21 protein-coding genes are annotated in these 17,707 nt (G+C 41.6%); 19 read left to right on the top strand and 2 right to left on the bottom strand.

Features of this window, described 5'->3' with window-relative positions:
- From M3212_RS09740 to M3212_RS09665, 16 genes are all read left to right on the top strand, one after another.
- Positions 1–191 (top strand): DUF5348 domain-containing protein (locus M3212_RS09740; protein WP_349774185.1); only part of this gene is annotated, 191 nt, incomplete at its 5' end.
- A gap of 275 nt (positions 192–466) precedes the next feature.
- Positions 467–1,009 (top strand): NYN domain-containing protein, encoded by a 543-nt coding sequence (locus M3212_RS09735; RefSeq protein ID WP_251193773.1) that lies wholly within the window; start codon positions 467–469, stop codon positions 1,007–1,009.
- A gap of 410 nt (positions 1,010–1,419) precedes the next feature.
- A complete protein-coding gene (locus tag M3212_RS09730; RefSeq protein WP_251193772.1) occupies positions 1,420–3,288 on the top strand; it encodes a helix-turn-helix domain-containing protein in 1,869 nt (622 codons plus the stop codon).
- Between the two features lie 323 nt (positions 3,289–3,611).
- The gene (locus tag M3212_RS09725) at positions 3,612–4,106 is read left to right on the top strand and encodes an RNA polymerase sigma factor (RefSeq protein WP_251193771.1); all 495 of its coding nucleotides are present in this window, start codon (positions 3,612–3,614) and stop codon (positions 4,104–4,106) included.
- A gap of 108 nt (positions 4,107–4,214) precedes the next feature.
- Positions 4,215–4,421 carry a hypothetical protein gene (locus M3212_RS09720; RefSeq protein WP_251193770.1) on the top strand — a complete coding sequence of 69 codons (207 nt, stop codon included), beginning with the start codon at positions 4,215–4,217 and terminating at the stop codon, positions 4,419–4,421.
- Positions 4,418–4,720, top strand: coding sequence for an rRNA biogenesis protein rrp5 (locus tag M3212_RS09715; RefSeq protein WP_251193769.1), 303 nt, complete (start codon positions 4,418–4,420; stop codon positions 4,718–4,720). Before M3212_RS09720 ends, M3212_RS09715 begins: the two co-directional genes overlap by 4 nt.
- Positions 4,717–5,889 carry a DUF2800 domain-containing protein gene (locus tag M3212_RS09710; RefSeq protein WP_251193768.1) on the top strand — a complete coding sequence of 391 codons (1,173 nt, stop codon included), beginning with the start codon at positions 4,717–4,719 and terminating at the stop codon, positions 5,887–5,889. Before M3212_RS09715 ends, M3212_RS09710 begins: the two co-directional genes overlap by 4 nt.
- A gap of 4 nt (positions 5,890–5,893) precedes the next feature.
- Complete coding sequence (locus M3212_RS09705) at positions 5,894–6,454, top strand: DUF2815 family protein (protein WP_251193767.1); 561 nt, start codon at positions 5,894–5,896, stop codon at positions 6,452–6,454.
- A 70-nt stretch (positions 6,455–6,524) separates the two neighbouring features.
- Positions 6,525–8,459: a DNA polymerase gene (locus tag M3212_RS09700; protein ID WP_251193766.1), complete on the top strand. Its 1,935-nt coding sequence runs from the start codon at positions 6,525–6,527 to the stop codon at positions 8,457–8,459.
- An 86-nt stretch (positions 8,460–8,545) separates the two neighbouring features.
- Positions 8,546–9,364 (top strand): phage antirepressor, encoded by an 819-nt coding sequence (locus M3212_RS09695; protein ID WP_251193765.1) that lies wholly within the window; start codon positions 8,546–8,548, stop codon positions 9,362–9,364.
- Between the two features lie 7 nt (positions 9,365–9,371).
- On the top strand, positions 9,372–11,615 hold the full coding sequence (locus tag M3212_RS09690; RefSeq protein WP_251193764.1) for a phage/plasmid primase, P4 family: 2,244 nt from the start codon (positions 9,372–9,374) through the stop codon (positions 11,613–11,615).
- 143 nt (positions 11,616–11,758) lie between these two features.
- Entirely contained in the window at positions 11,759–12,055 is a 297-nt protein-coding gene (locus tag M3212_RS09685; protein ID WP_251193763.1) for a VRR-NUC domain-containing protein, read from the top strand.
- Positions 12,045–13,409: an SNF2-related protein gene (locus M3212_RS09680; protein ID WP_251193762.1), complete on the top strand. Its 1,365-nt coding sequence runs from the start codon at positions 12,045–12,047 to the stop codon at positions 13,407–13,409. Before M3212_RS09685 ends, M3212_RS09680 begins: the two co-directional genes overlap by 11 nt.
- Positions 13,409–13,612, top strand: coding sequence for a hypothetical protein (locus tag M3212_RS09675; protein WP_251193761.1), 204 nt, complete (start codon positions 13,409–13,411; stop codon positions 13,610–13,612). Before M3212_RS09680 ends, M3212_RS09675 begins: the two co-directional genes overlap by 1 nt.
- 1 nt (position 13,613) lies before the next feature.
- Positions 13,614–14,033 (top strand): DUF1492 domain-containing protein, encoded by a 420-nt coding sequence (locus tag M3212_RS09670; protein WP_251193760.1) that lies wholly within the window; start codon positions 13,614–13,616, stop codon positions 14,031–14,033.
- 307 nt (positions 14,034–14,340) lie between these two features.
- Positions 14,341–14,715, top strand: a complete 375-nt coding sequence (locus M3212_RS09665) for an HNH endonuclease (protein ID WP_251193759.1) — start codon at positions 14,341–14,343, stop codon at positions 14,713–14,715.
- 125 nt (positions 14,716–14,840) lie between these two features.
- Here M3212_RS09665 and M3212_RS09660 read toward each other — a convergent pair whose 3' ends face one another.
- Both M3212_RS09660 and M3212_RS09655 read right to left on the bottom strand, forming a co-directional pair.
- Entirely contained in the window at positions 14,841–15,131 is a 291-nt protein-coding gene (locus tag M3212_RS09660) for a type II toxin-antitoxin system RelE/ParE family toxin (protein ID WP_251193758.1), read from the bottom strand.
- Between the two features lie 5 nt (positions 15,132–15,136).
- Entirely contained in the window at positions 15,137–15,472 is a 336-nt protein-coding gene (locus tag M3212_RS09655; protein WP_251193757.1) for an AbrB/MazE/SpoVT family DNA-binding domain-containing protein, read from the bottom strand.
- 145 nt (positions 15,473–15,617) lie between these two features.
- Between M3212_RS09655 and M3212_RS09650 the strand changes: the two genes are divergently transcribed.
- From M3212_RS09650 to M3212_RS09640, 3 genes are all read left to right on the top strand, one after another.
- On the top strand, positions 15,618–16,862 hold the full coding sequence (locus M3212_RS09650) for a site-specific DNA-methyltransferase (protein ID WP_251193756.1): 1,245 nt from the start codon (positions 15,618–15,620) through the stop codon (positions 16,860–16,862).
- Positions 16,863–16,887: 25 nt separating this feature from the next.
- A complete protein-coding gene (locus tag M3212_RS09645; RefSeq protein WP_251193755.1) occupies positions 16,888–17,172 on the top strand; it encodes a hypothetical protein in 285 nt (94 codons plus the stop codon).
- A 64-nt stretch (positions 17,173–17,236) separates the two neighbouring features.
- The gene (locus tag M3212_RS09640; protein ID WP_251193754.1) at positions 17,237–17,707 is read left to right on the top strand and encodes a phage terminase small subunit P27 family; all 471 of its coding nucleotides are present in this window, start codon (positions 17,237–17,239) and stop codon (positions 17,705–17,707) included.

Genomic DNA, 17,707 nt, shown 5'->3' with positions numbered 1-17,707 from the left:
GTTGGGTTGTGTTGTGGGGTGAGAATTTAGGTTATAAGATGCGATACGGTGAATGGTTTGATCTTCATCTAGGATATGGTCGGACTCTTCCCTGCCGCTTGGAACTTGGCAGAGACTGGTATATCGTGACTGGCCGAAATGAAGTAAAATTTTATCTTAAGAAAAATGAAACGTATCAAGTAGATTTGTAAAATGAAGGGGGAGCAAAGGATTGCTTCCTCTTCATTTTGGACAGTGAATCCGTCAGTTTTAGGACAATTAGCGCCGTCAAGATCCAGACATTGTAGAACGTCATTAACATTAATCTATTCTTTGTACGCATAAATAAACACCAACCAATATAGTTTATACGTCTATTATAACGCACTTTTGCGATTGGTGTTGTTTATTCCGTCTAAGTAAAAAAAAGAGCGAAAAAGGCGTTAGCATTCGAGGCTAACGCCTTTAAACTGTTCAGGGGGATAACATGAAAAGAGTGATGGTGTTTATTGATGGGAACAACTTTGAGGCTGCCGTTAATAACCTATATGGTTCCCAGACGAGGCTTGATTACAGAAAATTAGGTGAATACATAGCGCAAGAAAAGTTGGGAGGTTCTCTTCAAAGATTATATTATTACACTGCTAAAAGTTCAAAGGACAAAGATAAAGCACAAGCGACAGATAGGTTTGCAGATTATTTGAATAAAAATATATCAAAATGTATCGCAAAGGTCGGTTTTCTTATGTATATGGGGAAAAATGAAAATGGCCATGATATATTTTCTGAAAAGGGAACAGATGTAAACATAGCTGTCGATTTGGTTTCATTGGCTTTTCAAAATGCTTATGATGAAGCCGTCCTCCTGAGTGCCGATACCGATTATGAACCCGCTATAAATGTTGTGAGAAATTACGGGAAAAACGTCATATTGGGATTAGTTGATAAACAAAAAGGTGGCTATTTGAAAGGAATTTGTGATGATCATTTTGTATTCCAGAAAGAAGATTTGGATAAAGTCCAAAGATGAAGGCTGTTGGAGTCCTAACCCCCAACAACCACTGTGATCTTGGCTGTACAGTTCGAACCTATACAGCCGTGTTACATAGTATGTTCAACCATTAAACATTATAACCACTTTTTTACCACTATATATAATTTGATGAATTGCGATGGAAAGATATATAATACAACTACACAGGGAACGTGCGCTTCCTTGTCCCGCTCAGGGAACATTTTTGATAAGGGAAAATAATACTTAAGAGCATCCCGCCGAGGGTTACCCGGCAGTGCCCGCCAAAGAAGGATCAATTGTGATTGTTCCTCTTTTTTGTTCTACATACAAAAGCACACCTCCACCGTGCAAAAAGCAAATCTACGACAAAATATGCTATAATTTTCCTATAGAATGATAGTTTCATCAGCGGGGGAGGTTGTCTCATGGCTGGTAATCGGTCTTTTAAAGAATATGTCAAAAGCAGGTTTTATAACGAGCTTTATTTGGCCACAGAAGATTTTGTTGAAGATAATATCGATAATCTTGATCTAAGGCTTCGTAATGTGCACAGAGTGGGCGAAGTTTCTCTCGCGGATATGGAAATAAAATTTGTATCAATTAATGACCTCCCGGGAATGAAAATCGGCTTTGATGTCGTTGTGGAGGGTGAAATTGAAGTTAGCGAAGGTGACTATCACTATGATGAATTCAACCAATGTTTCCAATGGTTTTCTCTTTCATGCACCGGTGATTTGGCTCATAATCTTGATGATTTTAAAATTACTTTTGTAAGCGTATACAACCAAAAAGACAAAATAGATAATCCCCTGTCCGATGCTCTTGTCCCCTATATACGAAGCGAGAACTTGGATGCGATTGCCAATGACTTTTTGCGCAAGTATTATCCAGAAGCCTTAAAAACCCCCATGGCGATCGACCCGAAGAAATTAGCCGAGGATATGGGGCTTAAGGTGGAACTAAAGAATATAACGAAAGACTATTCCATCTTCGGTCAAATCTACTTCCATGACTCAGAGGCAGAATTCTATGATTCCAATAAAGAAGAATGGGTAAAGACACTCATCAAGGCGCGAACCATCATCGTCGATCCCGAAGGCTACTTTCTGCGCAATTTAGGTATGGTCAATAACACCATTGTCCATGAATGCGTGCACTGGGACAAGCACAGGAAAGCCTTTGAACTTGAGCGCCTGTATAACGAAAGCGCCACCAAAATTAGCTGTAAAACAACAGGCGGCATAAAGGACGATGAAAGGGACGCCACCGGCTGGATGGAATGGCAGGCCAATTCCCTCACCCCAAGAATCCAAATGCCATTAGCCATGTTCAAAACCAAAGCCTTCGAATTCATCAAGCAATACCGCCGTGAGATGGATACCGATGAAATGATTGATGTCATGGAACCGGTTATTGATGCATTATCCCAATTTTTCGGCGTTTCCCGATTAGCTGCTAAAATCCGTATGATTGATGCGGGGTATGAAGAAGCCATCGGTACATTCACCTACATAGACGGGCGCTATGTGAAGCCACATAGATTTAAAAAAGGTGCATTGGAAAAGAATCAAACCTTTTCGATTAGTGCGCAAGATGCAGCTATTCAGGCCGCAACAAATCCGGCATTCATCTCCCTTACAAATGATGGTAGTTATCAATATGTAGACGCCCATTTCGTTTTAAATCATCCCAAATATATAACACGGGATATATTCGGGCATACCGCATTGACAGATTATGCTCGTACTCATATGGAAGAATGTTGTCTCGTATTTGACCTCTCTGTTAGAACAGGTATCGAAACAAGATACCATACAGAATGTTTCTTAAACAGGGATGAAACTTCCACCATTAGATTTGACACGGTGTACGGGAAAGGTTACCAATATGCAACGCCGGAAAAGAAGAAGCAATTACTAGCAGAAGAATTAGCGGAAAACGCCCGCATCTATAATGAACTACCAAACGGCTATACTGCCTGTCTTAAAATGGTAAGAGAGTGGAAGGGTGTGACCTATGAAGAATTAGCGGAAAGGACACTCATGAATGAGCGTACGATCCGGCGCATTGTGAATGGAGAAAAACAAGGATCACTCAATTCGTTGATTTTGATTTGCCTTGGCCTGCACCTTCCACCGGAAATAAGTTATCACATTATTGAAAAATCCCCATACTCGCTCAATTACACGAATGAAAGTCACATCTTTTACAATTTTGTACTTAAATATAAATATGCTGATACAATGGATGAAATTAGGGACTTCTTGCAAGAAATCGGTGCTGAGCCATTATAATATTTTAAAAAAGCGGACACGGGATGTCCGGTTTCTTTATGTCTAAATCCATAAGAGCCATACATGAACCCCAATAAAGGGCTAGTGTATGGCTCTTTTTTTTATGCTTTATTTACATTTCCACGCAAAAAGACCCCTTTTTACAGTCCAATTATGCGGGCACAAGGTGTCCGACATAGCACCCTTTTCACCCCTTAAGCTTGTCTTAACGGCGGAAATAGCCTGATCAACTAGTACAGCCAAACGGCTCTCGTTTTTAAAAAAACGGTGAGTTTTTCGGCTGATTGTCATGCCCTTTTCTCACTCGGGAAAGGGGCATCATCTTGAAAAAGAAATATAGGACAAGCCTGAAAAAGAGAACGGAGTACATCTATTATTTCGCAAACGGGGACAGGACAACCATCACCCCCGGGAAATGCGGTGTGACAGAAATCGACATTCAGTTAAATCATTCATTGAATGATGAAGAAGTAAAAGCTTGGAATCGAAATATTTATAAATTGGACGGACACCTGGAAGATTTTACAGACGGAGATAGCACCGGGGCAAGTGACTATAACAAACGATTAGCGGATCACGATGCCAACCCACTCAATCAGATAATAGCGGCTGAAAATGCGCAAGAAAAACAGGCGATGATCAGTAAGTTAACGAAAGCAAAATCACAGCTACTTCCCCAACAAAGGGATTTATTAAAGCAAGTATGGGAAGAGAATCGAACGAACACGGATATTGCCGCGGAAGAAGGAGTTACGGAAGCTGCTATACGAAACCGCTTAAATAAAATATACAAAAAATTACGGAGGTTACTCTCTTAACGAGAAATTTTTTAACTATCCCATTTTTAAAAGAGGGGTTCGAACTGCGGATATTTTTCGCATATAGGTGAGGGGCAAAACATGAACCCTCGGAAAGGGGTGTTTTGAATGAGTCTAAATCATAAAGTCACCATCAATGTGACAAAGTCAAATGGTGAAAAAGGACAGGTGGTTCAAGGCAAGCGAAAAACAATGCGAAGTAGAATGCTTGATTGGCTACTTGGAAAAGAAGTGAATCTACTTGTCATTACACCGGGGGACTCAGTTGAAACAGTGGAAATTAAAGAAATTCAGAAAAGAGGTGGGGAACTTTGAGTCGGGTTAAACTTCTTTTGAATGTAGTGACAGATTTGAACAATCTTTCGGAAAGTGTACAAGCCATTGCTGGGTTATTGGAAAGTAATGAGAAAGAAAGTTCAAAAAAGCAACAGTCTGTAAAAGCAGAAAAGCAAATCAGCTTGGAAGAGGTAAGGGCTGTACTTGCGGAAAAGAGCCATGATGGATTTACAGCTGAAGTTCGAGCCTTACTGCAAAAGTACGGTGCATCGAAGCTCAGTGAAATTGATCCTAGCAAGTATGCCGCGCTTCTTGCGGATGCGGAGGAATTGAAATGAGAAAACAGAAGGTGAATTGTGCCAAAGGCACAAGAGAGGCTGGCCTGGGCCATGCGATTCTCTCTGCATCTGGAGCCCATCGCTGGATGAATTGTACACCGTCGGCGAGATTGGAACTGGAATTTGATGATAATAGCGGTGCAGCCGCAGTCGAAGGAACGGCTGCCCATGCATTAAGTGAACACAAACTTCGCAAAGCGTTGAAGATGCATTCAAAAAAACCGGTTTCTCCTTATGACTCTGATGAGATGGATACCTACACTGACGGATACGTGGAGTTTGTACTCGAAATCGTCGAACAGGCAAAACAGTCTTGTAATGACCCCCTTGTCTTAATTGAACAGCGATTGAATTTTTCAAAGTATGTGCCTGATGGCTTTGGAACCGGGGACTGTGTAATCATTGCTGACGGGGCTCTACACATTATAGATTTTAAGTATGGTCAGGGTGTCTTAGTCAGCTCAGAGGACAATCCCCAAATGAAGCTTTATGCCCTTGGTGCACTAGAGCTATTTGATGGCATCTATGACATCGATACGGTTTCAATGACCATTTATCAACCACGACGTGAAAATATCAGTACATGGGCTGTATCAAAGGAAAGTCTGTATCAGTGGGCTGATGAGATCTTGAAACCTAAGGCGGAGCTTGCCTTCGTAGGCGATGGAAACTATCATCCCGGAGAATGGTGCCAATTTTGCCGGGCAGCAGTAAAATGCCGGGCAAGAGCGGAAGCAAAAATGAAACTAGCTTCGTTTGAGTTTGCTTTGCCGCCACTACTATCCGATGAGGAAATCGCAGAGATTCTTTCTTCTATCGGCGATTTGACCAGCTGGGCAAATGAAATTATGGCCTATGCAACCGATGCGGCGGTTAATCACGGAAAACGGTGGCCGGGCTTTAAAGTAGTTGAAGGCAGGTCCAACCGCAAATACACAAATGAAGATGCAGTCGCAGAAGCGGCAGAGAAAGCAGGTTACCGCGACATATACAAGCAAAGCCTCATCACCTTAACTAAAATGGAAAAATTGATGGGAAAGTCCAAGTTTAATGAAATACTCGGTGGGCTAGTTATGAAACCACCGGGCAAACCGACGCTAGTACCTATTTCTGACAAGCGTCCAGAAATAAATACATCATCAGCAAAAAATGATTTTATGGAGGTTTAATACGATGTCAAACACAGCAAAAAGAACGAACCCTACAAAAGTCATCACCGGAATTGTCAGACTATCTTATGCAAATGTGTGGGAGCCAAAATCCATCAATGGTGGAGCTGAAAAGTATAGTGTTAGCATCATTATCCCTAAAAGCGATATGAAAACTCTAAATGCTGTCAATGAAGCAATCAATGCAGCCATAGAAGAAGGCAAAGGTAGGTATGGGGGTAAAATCCCAAACAAAGCCGCATTAAAGCTTCCTCTTAGGGATGGGGATGTGGACAGAGAAAATGACGAAGCTTATGCAAACAGTTATTTTATCAACGCTAATAGCATAACTGCTCCTCAAATAGTAGATAAGGATATCAATCCGATATTGGATCGCTCAGAGGTTTATTCAGGTGTGTATGCCAGGGTCAGCGTTAATTTTTATGCGTTTAATACAAACGGTAATAAAGGTGTGGCCGTTGGACTGGGAAATATCCAAAAAATTAAGGACGGCGATCCTTTAGGTGGTAAGAGTAGTGCAGCAGATGATTTTGCCACTGATGTGGATGAAGATTTTCTTTCCTAGAATAAGTAGACTTCCGGGTGGCGGGGTTTTGCTTCGCTACCCCATCTCTATATAAGGAGAGGAGAATTTAATGGTAACATTAGAAATTGATATAGAAACCTTTAGTAGTGAAAACCTTGCTAAATCCGGTGTTTACCGTTATGTAGAAGCGGCAGATTTTGAAATACTCCTCTTTGCCTACTCAGTTGATGGTGGCGAGGTTCAAGTTGTTGATTTGGCTAATGGTGAAAAGCTGCCGGAAGAAATTATAAATGCTTTAATTGATTCTAAAATAATTAAATGGGCTTTTAATGCTCAATTTGAACGGATTTGCCTATCCAGATACCTTGGCGTCTATTTAAAACCGGAGTCCTGGCGCTGTACTATGGTCTGGTCGGCTTATCTTGGACTTCCCCTGTCTTTAGAAGGCGCAGCAATAGTAACAGGTGCTGATAAGAAAAAGCTAGCTGAAGGTAAAGATCTTATCAGGTATTTTTCTGTTCCCTGTAAACCCACCAAAGCAAATGGGGGAAGGACCAGAAACCTGCCGGAGCATGATCCGTATAAGTGGGAAAGTTTTAAAGCATATAACCTTCGGGACGTTGAAGTAGAAATCGCCATACAGGAAAAGTTGAAGAAATTTCCCCTGCCGGAAGCTGAATGGGAGAACTTTATCTTAGACCAAAGGATAAACGACCGGGGTATTGAGCTTGATTTAGAGCTAATGCACCAAGCTATTTATTGTGATGCAAAAGTAAGGGAAGAAACCATCACTAGGCTAAAAGAGCTGACCGGCTTAGAAAATCCTAATTCAGTAGCCCAGATGAAAGGCTGGCTTTTAGAGAATGGAATTGAAACAGAAAGCCTAAATAAGGCATCAGTAAAGGCATTATTAGAAGATGCCCCGGATAATTTAAGTAAAATACTAAAGTTGCGTCAACTATTAGCTAAGTCCAGCGTAAAGAAATACACCGCTATGGAAAATGCCGTAGGTAAAGATAAAAGAGCCAGAGGTTTGATTCAGTTTTACGGGGCTAACAGAACAGGTCGCTTTGCAGGCAGGCTTATTCAGGTGCAGAACCTGCCGCAAAATCACCTGCCGGATTTAAAGGAAGCAAGGAGTTTAGTAAGAGCCGGTCAGTTTGATACATTAGAACTTTTATATAGCTCTGTGCCGGGAGTGTTATCCCAGTTAATCAGAACTGCCTTTATACCAAGTAAAGACCATAAGTTTATCATTGCAGACTTTAGTGCCATTGAAGCCAGAGTCATTGCTTGGCTTGCTGGGGAGGTTTGGAGAAATGAAGTCTTTGCTACTCATGGGAAAATCTATGAAGCATCAGCCTCTCAGATGTTTAATGTACCTATAGAAAAAATAACTAAAGGAAGTCCTCTTCGGCAGAAAGGAAAAATTGCAGAACTGGCTCTTGGCTACGGCGGCTCTGTCGGAGCTTTAACAGCGATGGGAGCTTTGGATATGGGGCTTACCGAAGATGAATTAAAGCCCTTGGTTTACACTTGGCGAGAAGCAAACCCCAATATAGTAAAGCTATGGTGGGCTGTAGATCATGCTGCGATTAAAGCTATTAAAGAAAGAAGCAGGGCAAAGACTCATGGTATTACTTTTGAATACCAAAGCGGTATGCTTTTTATAAGCTTACCATCAGAGAGAAAATTGGCTTATGTAAAACCAAAAATTCTGTTAAACAAATTCGGTAAAGAAGGACTAACGTATGAAGGGATTGGGGCTACAAAAAAATGGGAGCGCATTGAAAGTTATGGTCCTAAAATTGTGGAAAACATAGTCCAGGCCATATCAAGGGATCTCCTTTGCTTTGCCATGAGAATTATAGATAAAGCAGGTCATAAAATTGTTATGCATGTCCACGATGAAGTGGTTGTAGAAGCACCATTTGAAACAAAAGTAGAAGAAATCTGTGCTCTTATGAGCCAGTCACCGTCTTGGGCAGAAGACCTTGTACTTCGTGCCGATGGCTTTGAAAGTGAATTTTATAAAAAAGATTAACATGAGGGGGTTCGAAACCCTCTTTTTCTTCGCTTATAGGTGAGGGCAAGTTTTATTGCTCTACAACTGTATGCTGGAGGTTTAAGATGAACGAATTGACTATTTTCAACTATGAAGACAAGGAAGTACGTACCGTTCAAAAAGACGGTGAAATTTGGTGGGTTGCAAAAGATGTCTGTGATGTTTTTGGGGAAACCAATCGAAATCGTGCCATGCAATCCCTCGATGATGATGAAAAGGGGTATACGCAAATGACTACCCCTGGTGGAGTGCAACGAGTAGCCACCGTCAATGAACCGGGGCTTTATTCATTATTATTTGCCATGCAGCCATCAAAAGCAAGAGGCATGAGTGATCAGTATATTTCAGAGAGAGAACGAAAACTGAAGAAGTTCAAGCGTTGGGTAACCCACGAGGTTCTTCCTTCTATTCGAAAGCATGGGTTATATGCCGCAGACGAATTGCTTACTAATCCCGATCTATGGATTAAGGCATTACAGGGGCTTAAAGCCGAACGTGAAAAAAATGCGAAGCTAGCGGCCGCCATCAGTATTCAGGAACAACAGATTGCCGAGATGAAACCAAAAGCCAGTTATTACGATGTGGTGCTTAATTGCAAGGATGCGGTGGCTATCACAACAATTGCTAAGGATTATGGGAAGTCCGGTCGCTGGCTTAATAAATATCTTCATGGTATCGGCGTTCAGTTCCGCCAGGGAAAAATCTGGCTCCTGTATCAGAAATATGCCCGGCATGGTTACACCGTAACCAAGACACATAGCTATCTCGGAAACGATGGAACGATGCATTCAAAGGTTCATACCTACTGGACTCAGAAAGGGCGTTTGTTTATTTATGAGCTTCTGAAGGATCATGACATTTTGCCACTGATTGAACGGAGGTGAGAGACTAATGATGAAATTTACCCTGTATACAGCTGACTATAAAGGGAATCTCTCAAACTGCCTTTATCCTAAGAAGGCAGTCATTAAAGATAAAAGCTCATTTATAGAAGCAATCAAATTTGACCATGTAAGTGCAAAGTATAAAGACAACTACAGAAGCAATGCCAATTTTATAAAAGCGGATAATATCGTCCTTGATTGTGATAATGACCATTCAGATGATCCGGGGGATTGGGTGAGTTCCCTAGATGTTGCTATGGCTTTTCCAAGGGTTGCATACGCCATATCTTATAGCAGAAACCATATGAAGCAAAAGGGGAGTAAATCACCAAGACCCAGGTTTCATGTATATTTTATGATTCCTGAAACTTCTAGCCGGGATGAATATACAAAGCTAAAACAGGAGATTGCATCAAACTTTCCCTTCTTTGATACAAATGCCCTCGATAGCGCCAGGTTTATTTTCGGTACAGACAATGAAGAAGTGGAGTTTTTTGAAGGCAGCGTGAGTATTAAAGAGCTTTTAGAAGATACAAGATTCGCTGACTGGGATAAAGCTTTAGAAGAAATACCGGAAGGAAAACGAAACAGTACCATGTCCCACTATGCCGGAAGAATTATAAAGCGATTTGGCAATACCGCAGAAGCTTACTCCCAGTTTCTAAAACAAGCAGAAAAATGTAGTCCACCACTCGACGAAAGTGAGTTAAAACTTATCTGGAACAGTGCGGTAAGCTTTGGAAAAAAGGTAGCTAAACAAACCGGGTATATCCCACCAGAGGTCTACAACTCTAATAGCCCATTAAAGCCTGCTGATTTTTCCGATGTTGGGCAGGCAGTTGTTTTAGCAAGGGAGTATGAAAAGAAACTCAGGTACTCCCCTGCTACAGATTTCATCGTCTATAATGGCAGCTTTTGGGAAGAGTCAAAACCAAAGGCTCAAGCAATAGCCCAGGAGCTTACCACCAGACAACTGGAAGAAGCAGAAGCTGAAATGAAAAAAGCCATGGCGGAGATGGTAAAAAACGGTGCAACTGAGCTTTTGGCAACAATGGGAGCAAAGAAAGCAGCAAGTGCTTTTAATAAACAGCAATCCCTCGCCTTTAATATGTTTGAAGCTGCCAATACCTATAGGAATTATGCCATTAAACGCAGGGACTCAAAGTATATAGCATCATCCTTAAGAGAAGCCCAGCCAATGCTTGAGATAAAACAAACTGATCTTGATACGGATGAATTTCTATTAAACACACCAAAAGCTACTTATGATTTAAGGCTGGGCACTAAAGTGGAGCATGATTCTAGTCACTTCATTACTAAAGAAACTGCCGTAGAACCCAGTGATGGGGGTTTGGATAAGTGGGGGGATGCGCTAGATACTTTCTTCTTAAAAGATAAAGATTTAATTGATTATGTGCAAAAAATAGTGGGACTTGCAGCCATTGGCAAGGTTTATGTGGAAGCTTTAATCATTGCCTATGGAGAAGGTCGTAATGGTAAATCGACTTTTTGGAACGCGATCTCAAGAGTTCTTGGTACCTATAGCGGTAATATCTCGGCGGATATGCTGACAGTGGGCTGCAGGAGGAATGTTAAACCAGAGCTGGCTGAAGCAAAGGGTAAAAGGCTGCTTATTGCTGCAGAAATGGAAGAAGGCATGCGGCTTAATACCTCCAATATTAAACAGCTTTGCTCCACTGATGAAATATATGCAGAGAAAAAATATAAAGATCCCTTTAGCTATATTCCAAGCCATACCTTGGTTTTATACACCAATCATCTGCCTAAGGTGGGTGCCATTGATAAGGGCACCTGGAGAAGGCTCATTGTTATTCCCTTTGCAGCAAAGATTGAAGGCAAACAGGATATTAAAAATTATGGGGACTATCTTTTTGAGAAGGCGGGAGGTGCTATCCTCGCCTGGATAATCGAGGGTGCGAAAAGAGTAATAGAGGATGAGTACCAGATAGACCCCCCACAAAAAGTCAAAGATGCCATAGCTGCCTATAAAGAAAATAATGATTGGTTGGCTCATTTCCTTAATGAGTGCTGCGAGCTTGGGGAAGAATTTACTGCAAAATCCGGTGAAGTATATGAAGAATATCGTGCCTTTTGCATTAGAACCGGTGAATACACGAGAAGCACAGCAGATTTCTACACGGCACTGGAATTGGCAGAGTTTACAAGACAAAAAACTCGCAAAGGTGTAATTATCAAGGGTTTAAGGCTTAAGTCAGAATTTCTTGAATAGCTTTATTGCCTTAAGTGTGCAGGTCGTGAAGGTCTATATATAAACCTTTCTTAAGGCTTAAAAAAATAGACTGTATATAAAGTTATATAGATGACTTGCACGACCTGCACACCTAGTTATCGCTGACGCTAAGGAGGTAGGAGATGCTTGAAAAATATCTAGAAAAAAAACTAGTGCAGGCAGTCAAAGAAATTGGAGGAATTGCACCAAAACTTACCTGTCCCAACTTTGATGGAATGCCTGATCGTTTGGTGTTATTGCCAAAAGGAAAGATTGCCTTTGTGGAAGTTAAAGCACCGGGCAAGAGATTAAGACCTTTGCAGGAAAAGCGAAAAAGACAGTTAGAAAAACTAGGGTTTTTGGTGTTTTGCCTCGATGAGATAGAAGAGATTGAAAAGATAATGAAGGCCTTAATAGGAGGTGATGGCAGTGATATGTGATTTTCATGAATACCAAAAATACTCAGTGGACTACCTACTAAACCACCCGATAGCAGCATTATTTTTAGATTGCGGTTTGGGTAAAACGCTGATTGCACTAACTGCCATCTTTGACTTAACACTGGACAGCTTTTTAGTCCGTAAGGTTCTAGTCATAGCTCCCTTAAGAGTTGCCAGAGATACTTGGCCGGCTGAAATAGAAAAATGGGATCACCTTAAAGGACTTAAATATGCAGTGGCTGTGGGGACGGAAACCCAAAGGAAAGTAGCTTTAATGAATAAAGCCCAAGTTTATATCATCAACAGAGAAAATGTAGAATGGCTTATTTCTAAAAGCGGTATCCCCTTTGATTTTGATATGGTGGTCATTGATGAATTATCTTCATTTAAGTCCCACCGGGCTAAACGGTTTAAAAGCCTGATGAAAGTAAGACCCAAGGTTAATAGGATCGTTGGGCTAACCGGCACCCCGGCAAGTAACGGTCTTATGGATTTATGGGCTGAGTTCAGGCTCCTTGATTTAGGTCAAAGGCTGGGAAGATTTATCGGTAGATACAGAGAGGAATATTTCCTGCCGGACAAACGAAACCAGCAGATCATATTTTCCTATAAGCCAAAACCCGGAGCAGAAGAAGCCATTTATAAAAACATTTCAGATATCACCATCAGCATGAAGAGTTCTGAATATCTTAAACTACCAGATCTTGTCATAAATGAAGTGGAAGTTAAGCTTTCAGAAAAGGAAATGAAAATAATAGAGACTATGAAAAAGGATTTAATCGCTAGAGTGAAAGATGAAGAAATCACAGCAACCAATGCAGCAGCTTTATCAAATAAGCTTTTACAAATGGCAAATGGTGCAGTTTATGATGATGGCGGTGCAGTAGTAAAGATCCATGATAAAAAGCTTGACGTCTTGGAGGATTTAATTGAAGCCGCCAATGGCAAACCGGTACTGGTGGCGTATTGGTTTAAGCATGACCTAGAGAGGATCTTAAACCGTTTTCCAGCGGAGAAACTGGATAGCACCAGTTCTATCAAGAGATGGAATAATGGCGAAATTCCAGTTGCGGTCATTCATCCTGCATCAGCAGGACATGGTTTGAACTTACAGTCCGGGGGTTCAACCCTTGTCTGGTTCGGTCTTACTTGGAGTTTAGAACTTTACCAGCAAACCAATGCCCGGCTGTGGCGGCAGGGGCAAAAGAATACCGTTGTTATTCATCATATCATTACCAAAGGTACCATTGATGAAGATGTGATGCGTTCACTTAAAAGAAAAGATCAAACCCAAACCGCCCTGATTGCAGCGGTGAAGGCCAGGATAAAAAACATAGACCGGGAGGTGGGCTGATGATGGAGGATTGTTTTGCATACAAACGAAACAGCTGCACAGCCTTGAAAGTAAAACAGTGTGAAGGCTGCAGTTTCTATAAAAGCAAAGTTCAATATCGATTGGATCAAAAAAAGGCACTGGCGCGGATTTACACTCTTGATGCAGATCAAAGGGATGACATTATTAAAACCTACTACGGTGGTCAATTGGAGGTGGAGTAACATGAACGCCAAAGAATATTTATCTCAAGCCCTGTGGCTTGATCAAAGAATCAACAGCAAGATGGAACAATTAGAAACACTGAGGACACTGGCTATGAAAGTCAATGCCAACCTGACAGAAGAAAAGGTCTCCGGGGGTAATATCACAAAAAGCCATATGGAAAACACCATCGCAAAGATTGTGGATTTGGAAAAAGAAATCAACGAGGACATTGACAGGTTGGTAGATTTAAAAGCTGAAATCATGGAAACCATCAGCCAAGTGGATGACCCCACCTGTCAGCTGCTGCTGGAGATGCGGTATATCAACGGCAAGACATGGGAAGAGGTGGCTCGGGAATTAAGTTTTGAAGTAAGAACGGCGTTTAGGCTCCACGGCAAAACATTAAAAGAAATTGAACTGATTAGAAATTGTCAGTGAATGTCATTGAATGTCAGTATCCTAGTGGTTTATGATATAAACTGTAAAGGTATAGAAAAATCAAGAGCACCAGATGCTGTCTGAATATGCCTAGGGATAGATCGCTCCGACTTCCGGGAAACGCAGCATTCTTGATGACATAAGCCCTTGAGGATTAAACCCTCCTGGGCTTTTTCTATGCCCAAAAACAGGAGCTGAACAAAAATGAAATGCAAACGTTGCGTCTGGGGAACTAGGCTGACACCTAAAAAGGTGTATTGCCTGTTCCCTAGTTGCGTCAAAGATAAAAATAAAAAGGTGATAGACAATGCCAACAAAACCAAAGAAGCCGTGCCGCCAACCCGGTTGTCCAGAGCTAACAGACAAAAGGTACTGCCTCACTCACCAAAAGAAGCACGAGCGAGGTAGTGCTACCAGCCGAGGCTACGGTTACAAATGGCAGAAGGCTCGGAAGCAATACTTAAAAGTCAACCCACTCTGTGTCCGTTGTATTAAATCAGGTAGGGTTACTCCAGCCAAGGTTGTGGATCACATCATCCCCCACCGAGGAGACCAACAGCCCTTTTGGGATGTAGGAAATTGGCAAGCACTCTGCAAAAAGTGTCATGACCGAAAGACCAGAACGGAAGACCAATATCAGGAGTACGGCTATTATCCCCCTAGGGCGGGTAGAAATCTTTAAACCTTTGCCAGCCCTAGACCGCCGCCCCCCTTCACGCAAAAAGTCGCATAATTCAGGGGTGGGGGTATCGGTCTGTATACCTTGAAAAGTCTGATTAATACCAACAAAAAAGTAGCTATCATAAGCTACTTTAGATAACGTTTCAGCTCATCATAAAAATTCTCGCGTGTGCCAGCCAGTACGACAACGATCAGTTTGCCGTCTGTTTCATAAATGGTATAAGCAATTTCATAGGCGTTACCTTTATATTTTAAATCGTAACCGTAAACGCCTGCTAAATCACCTTGCTTAGGACTGCCGAGGTAAGGATTTTCACGTAGTGCAGTTAGTGAGTCCTTAAACGCATCTTTCAGTGGTTTCTCTTTGAGTTTTTTTAGATAGCGCTTGGCTGCAGCTGTAAATCGAATTTCATACATTTGTCTTACTCATTTGGAAAGATGTCGTCAAAAGAAGCGGAGGATTTTTCTCCAGAGGCAATGGCATCTGCTTCTTCGATTAGCGTTGTGACAGCTTTCCTAATTCCTTTGCTTTCTTTTTCGAATTGTTTAACCAGCTCTTGGCCGGATAGTCCTTGTGAAACCAAGTCTTTTAAGATTTCAACAGAGAACTCCATATTGTTATTTTGCAAAGGACGAATGACAATAGCGCCGTCTTCCAACGAGCATTCTACCTCACTCCCTAAATCAAGATGTTTGTAAAAAGGTAGAGGTAGTGTGATTTGTCGCTTTTGTGAAACACTGATGATTTTACGTTCCATCTGATCACGCTCCAATGAAATTGTGGACACAATGGCCACCTCCCTATTAGTATACGCAAGTAATGCTCAAAAGAAACCACTTTCTTTGAAATGATTATAACAAAGAAACAAAGAAATCGCAATTCAGGAAAAGAGGTGATGTCAATTGGATATACAAAAAGTTGCAGTGGAAAAACTAAATCCAGCTAAGTACAACCCACGAAAAGACCTTAAGCCGGGAGACGCGGAATATGAAAAACTGAAGCGTTCTATCGAAACCTTTGGCTATGTTGAACCAGTTATTTGGAATGAACGAACTGGTCATATCATTGGCGGGCACCAACGATTTAAAATTTTAGTTGATCAAGGTGTTGTTGAAGTCGATTGTGTTGTGGTTGATATGGACGAAAAAGAAGAAAAAGCATTAAATGTGGCTCTCAATAAAATCAGCGGAGATTGGGATTTACCGAAATTAGCTGATTTGATTAGTGAACTAGATGAAGCCATGTTTGATGTTTCGCTCACAGGTTTTGGTGCGGCTGAAATCGAAGATCTATTTTCCAAAGTACATGACAAAGGTGTACAGGATGATGATTTTGACCCAGATGCCGTACTTGGGGAAATCGAGGATCCCATATCAAAGTCGGGAGACATTTGGTTGCTTGGAAAACACAAACTACTTTGTGGAGATGCAACCATGCGAGAAGATTTCGATAAGTTAATGAACGGCAAGAAAGCCAATCTCTGTGTGACCGATCCGCCGTACAATGTAAATTACACGGCTGGAAGTGATAATGAACGTGTCATCAAAAATGACAACATGGAAGATCAAAACTTTTACGATTTCTTACTGGCGGCCTTTAAAAATATTTATACAGCCCTTGATGACGGTGCAGGTGCTTATATCTTCCATGCCGATACGGAAGGATTAAGTTTTAGAAAGGCTTTTAAAGATACGGGGTTTCATCTTTCCAATGTTTGTATTTGGGCAAAACAATCCTTAGTTCTTGGACGAAGTGATTACCAGTGGCAACATGAACCCATCCTATATGGCTGGAAGCCGACCGGAAAACATCGCTGGTATGCCGACCGAAAACAAACGACCATCTGGAATTTCGATAGACCAACGAAATCGGAACTTCATCCAACTATGAAGCCGGTGCCTCTCGTGGCTTACCCGATTCAAAACAGCAGTATGACCAACTGTATTGTCCTTGATCCTTTTGCGGGAAGCGGATCCACTTTAATCGCAAGTGAACAAACGGGTCGAATCTGTTTTGCGATTGAATTGGATGAAAAATACTGTGATGTGATCGTGAAAAGATTTGTGGAATCTGCGGGTGAAGATGAAATTTACTTACATAGAAGCGGGGAGAAAATCCCTTATAAAGAGTTGGTAATAACCGCTTAAATGCTTGCTATAAGGTGCCGGTAGAGTGATAGATAGACTACGCCAAAACAGCGGCGAAATCTATCGTGAGGTGATGATTATGGAACGATGCCATACCCAACTTTTACAAGGCGGAGTTGACCCGATTCGCGCTATGCGGCTTTTGATGCAACAGAAAGAAGAACTGCTTCAGTCTGGATATGATGAAAAACAGATTTATGCGCTCCCGGGCATTCTTATCTTGAAACTGGATGATGGGCAAGTATGCTGGATGCTGGATGAAGGGACATTCAAAATGGAAGTGTGGAAAGACTCCCCGACACCGGTTTAAATCACGATAAACATAATGGCCACTCAGGCCTTTTTCTTTTGAGAAAAAACAGGAGGTGAAAAGCATGGCGACACGAGGAAGAAAGCCAAAACCAACCGCATTAAAAGTATTAGAAGGCAATCCGGGCAAACGCCCATTAAATGAAAATGAACCAAAGCCAGAAAAGAAAGCTCCCCGCTGTCCGTCATGGCTTGAACCGGAAGCAAAAAAAGAATGGAAGCGAATGGTGAAAACGTTAGAAGCCATCGGTGTCTTAACACAAGTGGATGCCTCTGCCTTTGCCGCTTATTGTCAGGCTTATGCAAGATGGAAAGAAGCAGAGGAGTTTTTAACCAAACATGGCACAATCTTTAAAACACCATCGGGTTATATCCAACAAGTGCCACAAGTGTCGATTGCCCAGACGTATCTGAAAATTATGAAAGACTTCTGTTCCGAATTTGGATTAACCCCTGCCGCAAGGACACGCATTCAAGTCGATACCGTACAAACGGAATCCAATGATCCGATGGAAGAATTGCTGAGGGTGAAATGA

The organism is Halalkalibacter oceani, from assembly GCF_023715705.1.
GTDB lineage: Bacteria > Bacillota > Bacilli > Bacillales > Bacillaceae_D > Halalkalibacter > Halalkalibacter oceani_A.
This window is presented reverse-complemented; position numbering and strand designations above follow the sequence as displayed.

Bases quoted from the DNA above. Each gene is read 5' to 3' on its own strand.
- M3212_RS09675 (WP_251193761.1), top strand. From the start codon at position 13,409: ATGATGGAGGATTGTTTTGCATACAAACGAAACAGCTGCACAGCCTTG.
- M3212_RS09705 (WP_251193767.1), top strand. From the start codon at position 5,894: ATGTCAAACACAGCAAAAAGAACGAACCCTACAAAAGTCATCACCGGA.
- M3212_RS09710 (WP_251193768.1), top strand. From the start codon at position 4,717: ATGAGAAAACAGAAGGTGAATTGTGCCAAAGGCACAAGAGAGGCTGGC.
- M3212_RS09735 (WP_251193773.1), top strand. From the start codon at position 467: ATGAAAAGAGTGATGGTGTTTATTGATGGGAACAACTTTGAGGCTGCC.
- M3212_RS09655 (WP_251193757.1), bottom strand. From the start codon at position 15,472: ATGGAACGTAAAATCATCAGTGTTTCACAAAAGCGACAAATCACACTA.
- M3212_RS09690 (WP_251193764.1), top strand. From the start codon at position 9,372: ATGATGAAATTTACCCTGTATACAGCTGACTATAAAGGGAATCTCTCA.
- M3212_RS09685 (WP_251193763.1), top strand. From the start codon at position 11,759: ATGCTTGAAAAATATCTAGAAAAAAAACTAGTGCAGGCAGTCAAAGAA.
- M3212_RS09665 (WP_251193759.1), top strand. From the start codon at position 14,341: ATGCCAACAAAACCAAAGAAGCCGTGCCGCCAACCCGGTTGTCCAGAG.
- M3212_RS09695 (WP_251193765.1), top strand. From the start codon at position 8,546: ATGAACGAATTGACTATTTTCAACTATGAAGACAAGGAAGTACGTACC.
- M3212_RS09700 (WP_251193766.1), top strand. From the start codon at position 6,525: ATGGTAACATTAGAAATTGATATAGAAACCTTTAGTAGTGAAAACCTT.
- M3212_RS09660 (WP_251193758.1), bottom strand. From the start codon at position 15,131: ATGTATGAAATTCGATTTACAGCTGCAGCCAAGCGCTATCTAAAAAAA.
- M3212_RS09640 (WP_251193754.1), top strand. From the start codon at position 17,237: ATGGCGACACGAGGAAGAAAGCCAAAACCAACCGCATTAAAAGTATTA.
- M3212_RS09730 (WP_251193772.1), top strand. From the start codon at position 1,420: ATGGCTGGTAATCGGTCTTTTAAAGAATATGTCAAAAGCAGGTTTTAT.
- M3212_RS09670 (WP_251193760.1), top strand. From the start codon at position 13,614: ATGAACGCCAAAGAATATTTATCTCAAGCCCTGTGGCTTGATCAAAGA.
- M3212_RS09720 (WP_251193770.1), top strand. From the start codon at position 4,215: ATGAGTCTAAATCATAAAGTCACCATCAATGTGACAAAGTCAAATGGT.